This window comes from Desulfothermus okinawensis JCM 13304 (genome assembly GCF_054654515.1).
Genome location: NZ_BAAIEW010000003.1, coordinates 1 through 14,229, shown reverse-complemented (window position 1 = coordinate 14,229; position 14,229 = coordinate 1). Strand labels below are relative to the sequence as shown.

At 37.4% G+C, this 14,229-nt stretch carries 13 protein-coding genes and 1 tRNA gene; 5 read left to right on the top strand and 9 right to left on the bottom strand.

The window, feature by feature from the left end; translation table 11 throughout:
* Positions 1–20: 20 nt before the first annotated feature.
* The 6 genes from ACYQ0O_RS01855 to ACYQ0O_RS01830 form a co-directional block, all read right to left on the bottom strand.
* Positions 21–722 (bottom strand): PspA/IM30 family protein, encoded by a 702-nt coding sequence (locus tag ACYQ0O_RS01855; RefSeq protein WP_459890113.1) that lies wholly within the window; start codon positions 720–722, stop codon positions 21–23.
* A 13-nt stretch (positions 723–735) separates the two neighbouring features.
* Complete coding sequence (locus ACYQ0O_RS01850; RefSeq protein WP_459890111.1) at positions 736–1,119, bottom strand: hypothetical protein; 384 nt, start codon at positions 1,117–1,119, stop codon at positions 736–738.
* Positions 1,120–1,135: 16 nt separating this feature from the next.
* Positions 1,136–1,801 (bottom strand): hypothetical protein, encoded by a 666-nt coding sequence (locus ACYQ0O_RS01845; protein WP_459890109.1) that lies wholly within the window; start codon positions 1,799–1,801, stop codon positions 1,136–1,138.
* A 70-nt stretch (positions 1,802–1,871) separates the two neighbouring features.
* On the bottom strand, positions 1,872–3,191 hold the full coding sequence (locus ACYQ0O_RS01840) for a TRAP transporter large permease (RefSeq protein WP_459890107.1): 1,320 nt from the start codon (positions 3,189–3,191) through the stop codon (positions 1,872–1,874).
* A gap of 15 nt (positions 3,192–3,206) precedes the next feature.
* Positions 3,207–3,698 (bottom strand): TRAP transporter small permease subunit, encoded by a 492-nt coding sequence (locus ACYQ0O_RS01835; protein ID WP_459890105.1) that lies wholly within the window; start codon positions 3,696–3,698, stop codon positions 3,207–3,209.
* A gap of 3 nt (positions 3,699–3,701) precedes the next feature.
* Positions 3,702–4,772, bottom strand: a complete 1,071-nt coding sequence (locus ACYQ0O_RS01830) for a TRAP transporter substrate-binding protein (RefSeq protein ID WP_459890103.1) — start codon at positions 4,770–4,772, stop codon at positions 3,702–3,704.
* A gap of 188 nt (positions 4,773–4,960) precedes the next feature.
* Between ACYQ0O_RS01830 and ACYQ0O_RS01825 the strand changes: the two genes are divergently transcribed.
* The gene (locus ACYQ0O_RS01825; RefSeq protein WP_459890101.1) at positions 4,961–6,583 is read left to right on the top strand and encodes an MBL fold metallo-hydrolase RNA specificity domain-containing protein; all 1,623 of its coding nucleotides are present in this window, start codon (positions 4,961–4,963) and stop codon (positions 6,581–6,583) included.
* On the opposite strand, the gene ACYQ0O_RS01820 is transcribed toward ACYQ0O_RS01825, so the two are convergent.
* The 3 genes from ACYQ0O_RS01820 to ACYQ0O_RS01810 all read right to left on the bottom strand — a co-directional run bounded on the left by ACYQ0O_RS01820 (position 6,567) and on the right by ACYQ0O_RS01810 (position 10,761).
* Positions 6,567–7,904: an FAD-dependent oxidoreductase gene (locus tag ACYQ0O_RS01820; protein ID WP_459890099.1), complete on the bottom strand. Its 1,338-nt coding sequence runs from the start codon at positions 7,902–7,904 to the stop codon at positions 6,567–6,569. The genes ACYQ0O_RS01825 and ACYQ0O_RS01820 overlap by 17 nt on opposite strands.
* 28 nt (positions 7,905–7,932) lie before the next feature.
* The gene (locus tag ACYQ0O_RS01815) at positions 7,933–10,029 is read right to left on the bottom strand and encodes a ribonucleoside triphosphate reductase (protein ID WP_459890097.1); all 2,097 of its coding nucleotides are present in this window, start codon (positions 10,027–10,029) and stop codon (positions 7,933–7,935) included.
* 123 nt (positions 10,030–10,152) lie between these two features.
* Positions 10,153–10,761 carry an anaerobic ribonucleoside-triphosphate reductase activating protein gene (locus tag ACYQ0O_RS01810; protein ID WP_459890095.1) on the bottom strand — a complete coding sequence of 203 codons (609 nt, stop codon included), beginning with the start codon at positions 10,759–10,761 and terminating at the stop codon, positions 10,153–10,155.
* Positions 10,762–10,908: 147 nt separating this feature from the next.
* Here ACYQ0O_RS01810 and ACYQ0O_RS01805 point away from each other — a divergent pair, with 147 nt between their 5' ends.
* From ACYQ0O_RS01805 to ACYQ0O_RS01790, 4 genes are all read left to right on the top strand, one after another.
* A complete protein-coding gene (locus ACYQ0O_RS01805; protein ID WP_459890093.1) occupies positions 10,909–11,988 on the top strand; it encodes an ABC transporter permease in 1,080 nt (359 codons plus the stop codon).
* A 26-nt stretch (positions 11,989–12,014) separates the two neighbouring features.
* Complete coding sequence (locus ACYQ0O_RS01800) at positions 12,015–12,971, top strand: ABC transporter ATP-binding protein (protein ID WP_459890091.1); 957 nt, start codon at positions 12,015–12,017, stop codon at positions 12,969–12,971.
* A gap of 8 nt (positions 12,972–12,979) precedes the next feature.
* A complete protein-coding gene (locus tag ACYQ0O_RS01795) occupies positions 12,980–13,915 on the top strand; it encodes an ABC transporter ATP-binding protein (protein ID WP_459890089.1) in 936 nt (311 codons plus the stop codon).
* A gap of 53 nt (positions 13,916–13,968) precedes the next feature.
* Positions 13,969–14,041, top strand: a tRNA-Ala gene (locus ACYQ0O_RS01790).
* Positions 14,042–14,229: the final 188 nt, after the last annotated feature.

The following is a 14,229-nucleotide window of genomic DNA, read 5'->3' as shown; positions in this document are numbered from 1 at the left end:
CGTTTACGGGCCCTTTTTTATTAACTAAGTCCTACCTTTTTCTTTAGCTCTTCTAATTTTTGCAGGGATGCAGATCTATCTTCCTTTATCAAATCATCTACTTTATCTTCAAGTGAAGTTTCTTCACCTACAATATCTCCATAGGCCTGGGCTAAAGACTCTTCTTCCTCAACCTTTTGTTTCATCCTCTCTAGCATTGAAATAGTTGAACTAGAATCTACTTTTGCCATTTGTTTATTTACTTTTTTAACTGCCTTGGCAGTGGCAGCCCTGGCCTTTAGGGCCTTTAATTCCGCTTCATACTTGGATATCTGTGATTTGAGCTCCCTTACCTTTATATTCAAATTGTCTGCCATCTTTCTCTGGGCCTCTGCCTCCTGCTCAAGTCTTTTTGCATTTGCATCAAATCTCTCTGCTTTTTCAAGTAGTTCAGTAGATAGCTTTTCTGCTTCAGCCTGATCTACTTCACCTTTTGCAGTCCTGGACAATAATATCTCCGCCTTTTTTACATATTCAACCGCCCGTTTTTTTTCGTTTTCTGCTTCCCTCTGAAATCTGATCATTGATGCCTTGACCTCAGCCAAGGCAGACATTGCCTGTGATAGATTCTTTTTTAAGTCTCTTATTCCCTGCTCTGTTAATTTTACAGGATCTTCTAGCTTATCAGCTAGATGGTGGGCCTCTGCCTGACCAATCTTAAAAAAACGACTTAGTATTCCCATATATTCCCTCCTGCTAATTTTCCCTGGACATTTTTATTAATGTATCACCGTGTTCAGAAAAAAATATTTCTAAAGAGTTAATTGTTGATTCAAATTCCTCTAAGTCAAGGGTATCCAACCTAAGTGTATTTCTGAACAAAATAGTCTCAGATTCGTTGTCCAATACAAAGGCTCCAAATGGCAAGAACCTACTCTGCTCCAAAAACCACTTATAATATTTTTCAGAAAACTTTCCAATGGGCTGCTCAATAATAAGAATATCACCTTCACAATCTACTATCATGCCTTTAATTCCACGGCTCTCATCCTCTATTACTACCAGCTCTTCCTCTGGAACCTCGTCTACAATGGATAGTCCAATATCTGCCACCATTTCCTTAACCCTTAAATAGTCCATATATCACCTCCTGTTATTACTTTTTACTATCATCATTAGATACCTCATGGAAATTTAAAATATCCATATATTCCCATTCCCTATATGCCATACCAAATATTTTATGTTTGGTAAGAAGATTTAAAATATCCTCTTCCAGACGAAGGGATGCAAAAATCAGTACCAATTCTTTATCTCTATGTTCAGGAAAAAGTTCTAAAAATCTTTTAGATTTTTTATCTTTAAACTCAAATATATATTCTGGACGGGGTGTGCTCTTTACTTCAAATAAAAATACCCTGTTTTTGCATACACAAATAGCATCAAATTCATCCTTTAATCCATTTTTCTTTCTTTTGACCCTTATGGCTATTTCCTCAGGATCACAGTTAAAATATTTTTTAACAACAGGTGAAATAGCAGGAGCAACTATATCCTCCACAACTGTTCCCATTTTATTTGCCAGCTCTCCCCATTGTTTATTCATCCTTTTGACTTCTTTTTCCATTTCATTTTTAAAGGTACTCATTTCATTTTTAAATTCCTTCATTTCATTTTTAAATTCTTTCATTTCATTCTTGAATTCAAGCATCTCATCACTTAATCTGGCAAGTTTCATATCAGTAAGCCTTGATTGATAGGCCAATTGCATTAAGGCGTCTTCAAGCATACTTACCTTTTGTTTTACAGCTAACTCTTCCATATTTAGACTCCTTGGTTAAACTTTTCAGGAATCTGATCTCCTAAACTACGGTCTACCCAACTGATACAGATTACATTCTATTAGGTAAAAAGGTAACAATTTCTGGGAAAATGGCAAGTATAATCAGGGAAATTAGCTGGATTATTATAAATGGAATAACCCCTTTTACTATGTGATCTGCAAAATCCACATCCTTTGGCGCCACTCCCTTTAAATAAAACAGGGCTGGGGCCATAGGAGGGGTCAAAAAAGAGGTCTGCATTGCAACGCAAAACAAGATTCCAGCCCACAAGGGATCAAATCCAAGCTGGCTAATTATTGGGGTAAAAATAGGAACCAATATTGGGACGATTCCAACCCATTCCATAAACATACCAAAGATAAAAAAACATAAGACCATAAAAAATAAAACAACCCATGGATTTTTTGAGATTGAAAACAGCATACCTGCTACATAGTCACCTCCACCAACCAGCATAAAAGTCCCTGTAAACACAAAGGCACCCACAACTATTGTAAGGATCATGCTGGATATATAAGTTGTCTCTAAGATCGCATGTTTTAATATTTTAAGGTTAAACCTTCCATACAACACAGCCAATAATATTGATGCAAAACTTCCTATTGCAGCAGCCTCAGTTGGTGCAGCTATACCAAAAAATATTGAACCTAAAACTGCTAAGATCAAAAAAAGGGTTGGCATAAGTGAGTGAAAAAATAGATAACACTTCTTTTTAAAGCTCACCACCTCCCCTGTCTCAAAAGCAGGCCCCATCTCTGGCTTTAAGTGACAGAGTATAAGAACATATATGCTATATAAAAATGATAATAAAAGTCCAGGCATTACAGCGCCTAAAAATAGCTTACCCACAGATAGACCTGCCATAGGCCCATACACAACCAGCATAATACTTGGAGGAATAAGGATTCCCAGGGTGCCCCCAGCACAAATTGTACCACAACTAAGGCTCTTTGAATATCCCCTCTTTAACATCTCAGGAAGTGCAAATAGTCCCATTATTATCACAGGTGCACCCATAATGCCAGTTGCTGCAGCCATTATTGTTGACACAATTATAGTTGCAAAGGCCAGTCCCCCTCTAAGCCTTCCAAAGAGAACATGCATGGAAGAAAAAAGTCTCTCCCCTGCTCCTGATTTTTCAAGCATTATGCCCATAAAAATAAAAAGCACTATAGAGACAAGCACGTAGTTGTGCATTGTCTCAAACACCCTCATCATCATCATGGAGAAAAAAGGGCTACCAAATCCAATAACTCCCACAACAATGGATATACCAAGGAGTACAAATCCAACTGGTAGCCCTGAAAATAGCCCAACAAAAAGTCCTATAAATAAAATCCAGATGAGAACGTGGTTTGAAATAGCCATGAAATCCTCTAAATTCTATTTTTCTTTAGTTATAGTCTGACAAACAATTTTAAATAACTGGGAAATTGTATGTAAAAATAATAACAGACCCGTTAATGGAATAATAAATTTAAATGGATAAATAGGAGGAGACCACATGCTTGCCCCTGATGTTTCCTTTATCTTATAAGATGTATAAAAGAACTGATATCCATAGACAAGTAGTGAAAGAGAAATTGGAATATAAAGAAAAATATATCCCAAAATATCAACTAGATTTTTATACTTTTTTGAAAGTCTGTTATAAATAACTTCAATTCTAACATGTCGATTTAAATAGTCAACATGAGGTATAGCCAACATAAAAATAACACCATATAAAATATAGGATATATCAAATGACCATTCAACAGCAGTATTAAATACATATCGCATAACAGCATCATAAACAAGTTCCAGTATTAAGATTATTACTAAGTATGATACGAGATTTACAATAAACTTATTAATCCTGTCTATAATATTCATTTCTTACCTTCCTGCATAAGGATAAGGAAGTCTGATCAAATCAGCATATGGCTCTACCTTCTTTCTATATTCTATTTGAGATGTCCATACCTTTTTAAAAAAGGGATCTTTTTTAGCTATCTCTCCCATAACTTGATTTCCAATAGTCTTAATACCTTCTATCATCTTAGGAGTAAGTTTAGATACATGTAACTTTGGATTTGATAAAAAGTATCTCATTGCCTCAGCATCTTGTTTTAATGCCTTATTAATTGCAGTAAAGCAAGAGGTCATGAGTGCTACCTTTATTTTTTCCTTTATATCTTTGGGCAGTTTTTCCCATTTGTTCTTATTTATTAAGGTTTCCAGTGGTGCACAAAGCTCATGGATACCTGGGACAATAAGGTATGGGCAAATGTCCTCAAATCCTAATTTTTTGTCAATTGCAGGTGTGGCAAACTCTGCTGCATCAATAACACCCCTCTCAAGGGCAGGATACACCTCTCCACCTGCAAGGCTAATTACCTGTGCTCCCAATTTCTCCAGACATTTTCCCCAAATTCCCACTGTTCTAAATTTCAGTCCTTTAAAATCATCAAGGGATCTAATTGGCTTTTTGGACCATGCAAAATTTTCAGACCCAAGCATTCCATATGGAGGCAAAACAACTACATTGTATCCATGGGACCTATACATCTCATTCCATAGCTCAAGTCCACCACCATTAAAAATCCATCCAAGCATCTCATTAATCTGCATTCCATTGGGATAGGAATTTCCAAATAAAGGTGCAGCAGGAAACTTACCCTGCCACCAACCAGCCCAGGTAAAGCCCATATCCAAAATACCAGAATTCACTGCATCCAATACCTGTTTTGGAGGAACAATTGCACCAGAGGGATACAATTTCACCTCTACCTGCCCATCTGTTAGCTTATAGATAAGATCGCAAAAATATTTTGCTGGTTCATAAAGTTGAGGAAGTCCTGCAGGATAGCTTGACTGGGCGCGTAATATTATCTTTTTTGCAAAACTTGCCTCAGAAAAAGATAAAAGTACCAATAAGGCCAGAATAATAGAAAAAAACCTTTTCATAATGTCCCCCCTTTTTTAAGGTTAAAAGAGCATATAGAAGATAAGTTTACTTAGTTAGATATAATCTCACAATTTGTGAAATTCAACAAATTTTTTATCTCCTTAGTTAAATAAAAGCAGTTGACATATTTTAATTGAGAACATTAAATTGTTGGATATTTTTCACTGAATAAAAAAGGAGTCATTTTATGAAGATAAAATTCCTAGGTGCTGCAAGGACAGTTACTGGTTGTTGCTTTAGGATTGAATTGAATGGACACAAATTTTGTATTGACTGTGGTCTACACCAGGGCAACAAAGAGATAGAAGAAAGAAATTACAACACTGACTTATATGGTATTAAAGACATTGAATTTATCTTGCTTTCCCACTGCCATATTGACCATTCAGGACTTATACCAAAATTTGTAAAAGATGGATTTAATGGAGACATATACACAACCCACCCAACCATGGATCTTTTAACTATAATGTTAAAGGATAGTGCACATGTACAGGCAACTGAGATCGAATGGAAAAATCAAAAGAGAAAAAGACAGGGAAAGCCCCTACTTGAGCCCTTGTATTCAGAAATTGATGCAGACAATTCCATACCACTTATGAAAACCACCAGCTATGATAAAGGATTCTCTCCCATAGAAGGGTTGGAGGTGCAGTTTCACGATGCAGGACACATACTCGGTTCATCCATAATTGAGTTGGATGTTAAAGAGAATAATAAAGAATTTAAAGTGGTCTTTTCTGGAGACCTTGGTCGGCCAAAACAATTTATTGTAAAAGATCCAACTAAAATAGAATATGCTGATTTTTTATTTGTGGAATCCACGTACGGCAGCAGACTCCATAAAAATGAAGAAGCAAGTTTAGATGAATTGGCTGAAGCAATTAACTATAGTATAAGCAACAATGAAAAGACAATTATCCCAGCCTTTGCTGTGGAAAGGACCCAGGAAATTTTATATTCTCTTTACTTTCTCATAAAACAGGGGAAAATTCCAGATTCAATACCTGTATATATGGACAGTCCCCTTGCAATTAATGCAACAAAAATCTTTGATAAATACCACAGTTATTTTGACGAAGAATCCAAAGAGCTATTTAAAAAAGGAGAAAATCCCCTAAAACTCCCAAATATAAAATTTGCCCTGAGTACTGAAGATTCCATTCAACTAAACTCATTAAAAGGCCCTGCAATTATTATTTCTGCAAGTGGGATGGCAAATGCAGGAAGGATTAAACACCATCTAAAACACAATATATGGAAGCCTGGTGTAAGCATAGTATTTGTGGGATTTCAGGCCCAGGGCACTTTGGGCAGAAGGATAGTTGATGGCGCAAAGTCAGTAAAAATCTTTGGCGAAGAGACTCAGGTAAAGGCCAGGGTATTCACCATAAACGGCTTTTCAGCCCATGCTGACCAAAAACAGATATTAGAATGGATAAAAAACTTCAAAAATCCCAAAATGAAGGTATTTTTGGTACATGGAGAATATGAATCCCAGAAGGTACTTGCAGAAAAAATAAAGGAACAATTTGGTTTTGATGTCTACATCCCCGACTATCTTGAAGAATACGAATTAGTTCCAGAGGCAGTTACATCTTCAATAAGAGAAGAAGATAAAAAGATGCGTACCATATCCGTTGATTGGGATTTCTTAATAGAGGATTTAAAGCAAAAAATTATGCATCTTGAAAAGCGCAAACAAAATCTCTCGTCCCTTGACTTAATAACACAAAGTGAGCTCAGGGACGAAATATTAGAAGCAAGCTACTTTTTGTCAAAGCTTATATCATCTACAACTTCTTCTTAAGGACATTTGCTGCTGTAAGTGTTGGATCCCATACAGGTGAAAAAGGTGGAGCATATGCAAGGTCGCAGTTAAAGTATTCATCAACTGTCATGTGGGCGTGAAGTGCCACTGCAATGGAATTAATCCTGTGGGCAACACCCTCTTCGCCCACCATCTGTGCACCTAAAAGACGACCTGATTTTTTGTCAGCCACCATGTGTACAGAAATCGTCTTTGAACCGGGATGTCCGTGTGCCCTGGACCGGGAATCAATGGTAATGGAAACTGGATCAAAACCAGCGTCTTTTGCCTGTTTCTCATTGAGTCCAGTTGCGGCCACCTGTAGCTCAAACACCTTAAAAACAGAAGTTCCCACAATTCCACTAAACTCCCTGGAATTTCCCAACACATTGTCTGCAACCATCCACCCTCCCCTGTTGGCCAGCAGGGCCAATGGATGATATATCTTTTTACCTGTGATCACATTGTATGTGTCAGCACAATCTCCAGCAGAATAGATATCTTTATCAGATGTCCTAAAATATCTATCAACAGATATTGCTCCTTTAACACCAAGCTCAAGCCCAACATCCTGTGCAAGCTCGCTATTTGGCACCACTCCAACTGCAATTAAAACCATATCTGTATCTAAGGAAAAGTCATCACTTAACACCAAAAGTCCATCCTGCTTTTTTTCAATTCCCTTAACACCTGCTCCAGGATATAGTTTCACCCCATGGGACAAAACAGTCTCTTTTATCCTCTCAGCGAGCTTCTCATCCATCTTTGGAAGAAATCTTGGATTGGGCTTTATCATTGAGACTTCAATTTCCCTTGCTCGTAGGGCCTCACACATCTCAAGGGCAATGTACCCCATTCCCACTATAACAACTTTTTTGACATTCTTCTCTTTTATGTAGTTTTTGATCTGTCTTCCATGCTCAAGGCTCTTTAATACAAATACCCCTTCCAAATCTGTTCCTTTGATATCTGGGACAACTGCCCTTGCACCTGTTGCAATTAGCAGTTTATCATATGACTGTTCAAACTCTCCCTCCACGGAGTGTCCATACACTTTCTTACTCTTTGGATCTATCTTAGTTACCTCATGTCCAACCCTTAAATCTATTTCCTGTTTCTCCCTAAAGACTTCAGCCCGTCTAACAATCAGATCATCTATCTCCCTCTCAGGATCAGCAATATTGTATGGCATACCGCATGCACTGTATGATACATCAAAGGTCCTTTCAAATACAATTACATTTAAATCTTTGTTTTTTCTTTTGGCACGGGAAGCAGCACTCATACCTGCTGCATCTCCTCCAATTATTACAAAATTCATAATATGCTCCTGGATTTTTAAAGGTATTCTAAATCCTAAAGGTAACCCTATCTATATATTCTGATTGTTTTCCCTTATTCCACATGGAAACAGGTCTATAATAACCCACAACCCTTGTATACACCTCAGCCTCCTGTCCACATTTTGGACACCTGAAATGCTCTCCTTTTAAATACCCATGTTCTTTACATACTGAAAAGGTAGGAGTGATGGAAATATAGGGTAGCCTGGTATTACTCATTGCCTTTATAATAAAATTCTTAAGGCTATTTAGATCTGATACTGCTTCCCCAAGATATACATGAAATACTGTACCACCAGTATATAGGGGCTGAAGTTCATTTTGATGTTCCAGTGCCTCAAATACATCCTGGGTATAATTAACAGGAAGACATGTGGAATTAGTATAATAAGGCTCTTTTTCCCCGGAAGTTATTATATCCTGATAGAGTTTTTTGTCTATCCTTGCCAACCTATAACTTGTGCCTTCTGCAGGGGTTGCCTCTAAATTATATAAATTACCTGTTTCTTCCTGAAATTTTATTGTTAGCTCCCTTAAGTGTTCCAAGGTCCTCTTCATGAGCCTGATACCTGCAGGGGTATCTATACCTTTTCCAAGGAGGTTTAAGCATGCTTCATGTCCTCCCACTATTCCGATCGTAGAAAAATGTCCCTTTAGACCATTTTTTAAATATCTTTTGGAAAAAGGGAACATTCTCTTATCCAGATTATCTGATACCCACTTCCTCTTAAATTCCAGGGATTCTTTGGCCAGGGTTGCATATTCAGAAATAAGGTCTAAAAAGTCCTCTTCTCCCTGGGCAAGATATCCCAATTTTGGAAGATTTATGGTAACAACACCAATTGAGCCTGTTAGATCGCCTGCTCCAAACAATCCACCAGTGCGTTTTCTAAGTTCCCTAAGGTCCATCTGAAGCCTGCAACACATGGAGCGCACATCTTCTGGCCTAAGATCAGAATTAATAAAGTTTTGAAAATAAGGGACCCCATATTTGGCCGTTAATTTTAAAAGAAGTTCACCAACTTCACTATCCCAGGGGAAGTCCTTGGTAACATTGTATGTGGGTATTGGAAAACTGAATATCCTGCCATGAAAGTCACCTTCTAACATGGTCTCTAAAAAGGCCTTGTTTATCATCTCCATCTCTTTTTCATACTCACCATAACAGCTATCATGTATCTGGCCATCTAAAATTACTCCTTCTTTAGCAATATGCTCTGGTGGTATGAGATCAAATGTAAGGTTAGTGAATGGGGATTGACCTCCCCACCTGGATGTGGTGTTCAAATTAAAAATAAATTTTTGTATTGCCTGTTTTACCTGCCTGTAATTTAATTTATCTTTCCTGATAAAAGGAGCCAGATATGTATCCATATTGTTAAAGGCCTGGGCACCTGCCCATTCATTCTGTAGGGTACCAAGGAAATTAACCATCTGTCCAAGGGCAGAGTCAAAGTGTTTTGCAGGACCAGAAGAACACCTGCCTTCTAAATTAAATCCCTCTAAAAGTAAGTCCCTTAGGCTCCACCCAGCACAATAACCTGCCAGGCCAAAAGATAAATCGTGAATATGTAAATAACCATGTTCATGGGCAAGCCTTATCTCCTCTGGATATTTTTCCAGTGCATACCTGGCCTGCACAGAACCAGAGAGATAGAGCATAAGCCCTTGAAAAGAATGGGCCATGTTTGCATTTTCAGAAACTCTCCAATCGTCCTTTGAGAGATAGTCATCAATGGTACGGCCTATATTTAAAAAGGTCTCTGTCTGGGACCTTAATTGTCTTCTCTGTTCACGATATAAAATGTACTTTTTTGCAACATGATAAAGTCGATTCTCCATTAATACCAACTCAACCATATCCTGGACCTGCTCCTGTTCAGGTACCTCTATACCCAAAAGCTTTTTCTCAACCTTTATGGCCAGCCTTTTGGCCAGCAGGGGATCTTTGATCCCACTGGCATTCAGTGCCTTTAAAATGGCATTCGCAATCCTATCAACGGCCCAGGTCTCAAGGCGTCCATCCCTTTTCTTTATCTGCTTGGGCTTGTCTAAGGACTTCACCTTTGAATCAAATTTTGACTCTACCCCATCTATATACATATGCTGTCCCCCTTTTTTATAAAGTTCTCTGTGTATGTGATCTGTGTCTGTAAAAGTTACAGGACACATACACAGATACCTACACAAACACATATTAAAAAGCAAGGTAGGTTTTTAAATTTATCATGTAACATCAAGATATTCTTGAAGATTTAAATTAAATCCTCCAGGCAAGTAAGTTTTTGCTATCTCTATATCCTTTTTGGTTAAAATAGGGACCTTTGTAAGCCTGAACAGAAACCTAGAGGGATTTTCCTGAGCTAATTTAAAAATCCACTCAAAATTTTCTTTGACCTTTTGGGTGGCAATTTTAGTTCCTGTAAGCTCCCCATACTTTTCAAATGGTCCTTTAACATCCACTGCAAAGAGTTCAACCAATTTACCATCCAAAAGTCTGGAGATAACTTCAGGGTGTGAGCCATTTGTATCAAGTTTAACTGAAAATCCCAATTTCCTCACTTCTTTTATAAGAATATCAAGATCTTGTGCTATAGTTGGCTCACCTCCAGATATTACCACCCCATCCAGCCAGTTTTTCTTTTTTTGCAGATAACTAAAAATACTATCTATCTCAATTGAGGGAACCTTTTCAGGATAAAAGGCAATTTTTTTATTATGGCAGGTTGGACATCTAAAATTACATCCTCCTAAAAAAATTACACAGGCAACTTTACCTGGCCAATCACACAAACTAACAGGCTGAAATCCTTTTATTTTTTCAAAAATTTCCATAATCAACTACCGTTTTAGAGAGACTATTTTTTTTTATTATAAAAGGCAAGGTCAAATTCACTAATCACTGTGTCTGTGGTCTGTGTATATGTATGTATTGACAACTACTGTTACTATCTATAACCTCAGGAAAAAAATTAAGAAATCATGGATGGAAAAAATAGCTCTTCATTTGGCGATTTCTGGAATATCTTCAAAAAAAATAGACTGGCTGTTTTTGGATTGGTGGTTTTTATTTTATTTTTTTTTGTAGCCGCCTTTGGACTATTTGCCACCTCTTCCAATCATCCCCTTTTTGATCCTGCAAAGGTAAGGCTGGAAGCAAAACTGCTTCCACCTTTTAGTCCAGCAGATCCAGCTATTTTAAAGAAAGATGAAATACCGCCTTTTGGTATCTTTATTTTTGGTACAGATCACTTAGGCAGGGACGTATTTTCCAGAATGCTTCAAGGCGCATGGGTATCCTTAACCGTTGGTTTTGTAGCGGTTTCCATTTCAGTATTTATTGGAATCATAATTGGGGGCATTGCAGGTTATTATGGAAACAAGAAAATCTCATTAGATTATTTTATTCTGTTTATTATATTTCTTGTGGGCATAACAATAAAAAATTATCACTCCATGGCAGGAATGTTTTTTATAGCTACTTTTTCTATTTTTCTATTAATAAAAATATTTTTTAAAACATCTTTTACTGGAATAAGTATTTTAGTGGACTCAATTATAATGGGCTTAATTGACATAATGCTCTGTTTTCCATCCTTTTTTTTGATCCTAACAGTTGTTGCACTGCTCCCTCCAAGTATATACAATATAATGATAGTCATTGGTCTAACAAGCTGGATGGGCACAGCGAGGTTTATAAGGGCAGAATTTTTATCTCTAAGAGAAAGGGAATTTGTTTTAGCAGCAAAGGCCTTGGGAGTCTCAGACTGGAAGATAATTTTTAAACACATGCTCCCAAATGGTATAACCCCTGTACTGGTCTCAGCTACAATAGGGATTGCCAGTGCAATCTTGACTGAGGCAGGTCTTAGTTTTCTGGGATTTGGTGTCCCACCACCCCACGCCACATGGGGAAATATTCTCTCTGAAGGAAAATATTACATCTTTGATGCACCCTGGCTCACTTTGATCCCTGGAATTGCCATTTTGGTGGTTGTGCTCGCCTTTAATCTCTTTGGTGAGGGGCTGAGGGACGCTTTAAATCCAAAGGCCAGAGAATAATGGAAACACATACACATACAATAGAGATGAAGGACATATTAAGGATAAAAGACCTTGAAGTGGAAATCTTAAAGTACCAGAAAAAAATAAATATAATAGACAAGATCAGCTTTTCTCTTAAAGAAAAGGAGACCCTTTGCATTGTAGGGGAAAGCGGTTGTGGCAAGACCTTTACTGCGCTCTCCATTATGGGACTGATGCCAAAAAATGCCAGGGCCAGGGGCTTTATATATTACAATAAAAAAAACTTACTTGATTTAGATGAAGATAATCTGAGGAATTTAAGGGGAAAAGAGATATCAATGGTTTTCCAGGATCCCCTTACTTCATTAAATCCAGTATTTACTATATTTGATCAACTGGAAGAAATTATCTCAGCCCACACTGATTTGGACAAAAGCACTGCAAAACAGATGTGTATTGATATACTAAACCAAGTTAGAATCCCTGAGCCAGAGAACAAATTGTATGCATATCCCCACCAGTTAAGCGGTGGACAGAGACAGAGGATCTTAATTGCAATGGCAATATTACTTTCCCCAAGGATAGTTATATTGGACGAGCCAACAACTGCTCTTGATGTAACCATACAGGCAGAGATACTTGAGATGCTAAGAGAGCTAAAAGTCAAAAAAAATTTATCAAGCATATACATCACCCATGACCTCTCTGTTGTCTCTGAAGTAGGTGACAGGGTAATAGTGATGTATTCAGGTATAATTGTGGAACAGGGACCAAAAAATGAGGTATTAAACACACCTCATCACCCTTATACAAAAGGCCTAATAGAGTCCATGCCTGAATTTAACAAAAGGGGGAAAAAGCTAACACCAATACCAGGATATGTACCATCACCAGAAAAAAGGCCAGAGGGCTGCCCCTTTCATCCCAGATGTAGGTACAAAAAAAAAATTTGTACAAAAAAAAGACCTATGCTTAAGGAAATATCTAAACAACACATGGCCAGGTGCCATTTGATCTAAAGTCACATATGGATATTTTGCATCTTAAAAATATAAAAAAATACTTTCCAGTTCAAAAGGGTATATTTAAAAAGACTGTTGGATATATTAAGGCAGTAGATGGAGTGGATTTAAGGGTAAAATCAAATCAAATCGTGGGGATTGTTGGGGAAAGTGGCTGCGGAAAATCCACTCTGGCCAGGACAATCTTGAGGTTTTATAGACCTGATCATGGGAAAATCCTGTTTAAAGGAAGGGATATAACACACCTATCAGAAAATCAGTTAAAGGAATTTAGAAAAAAGGTACAAATTGTGTTTCAAGATCCATATAGTTCATTAAATCCAAAGCTAACCATTAAATCTACTTTAATGGATGGCGTAAGTAAGTTATATAAATCAAAGAAACAAAGGATAAACAAGGTCTTTGAACTCCTTGAAATGGTGGGACTATACAGAGACAGTGCGTTTAAATATCCCCATGAATTCAGTGGAGGACAGAGACAAAGGATATGTATTGCAAGGGCAATTAGCCTTAATCCTGAACTCATTGTGTGTGATGAACCTGTGTCTGCCTTAGATGTGTCTGTTCAGGCACAAATTATAAACCTGTTAATAGAACTAAAAGAAAAGATGGGACTTTCCCTGATCTTTATTTCCCATGATCTAAATTTGGTGGGTTATTTTTGTGACTATACCTATGTTATGTATATGGGAAAGGTAGTGGAATGCGCCTATACAGAAGATCTTTTTAAAAATCCAATGCATCCCTACACAAAACTCCTTTTAGACTCAATACCAGGAAAGAAAAAGAGGTTTTCACCCAAAAAAATAGATGCTCCTATGGGAGGAATATCTAATGGTTGTCTATTTTCAAACCGCTGTCCCTATAAAAGGCCAGAATGTGAAAATCCTCCACAATTAAAGGAAATAGAAAAGGAGCATAAGGTAATGTGCCATATGTAACAAAATCACTTGACCTGCTTCTAAAACTAACTATAGAATTACTCAAGACTTTTGGGGACGTAGCTCAGTTGGGAGAGCGCGGGCATCGCAAGCCTGAGGTCGGGGGTTCAACTCCCCTCGTCTCCATGAATCATTGATTTCACACCGTTTAAATAAAAACAAAACCCTCCATAAATCCTCTATTTACAAGGCTTTTAAAGTATAGTATAGTTCAAGACAATTCAAGGTAAGCAGAAAAAAATGGTGGGACGCATGGTGGGACGGAAATTTTTCTTTTAGACAGGACTTTCACCTTTTTCAGGTTATTTTATCAT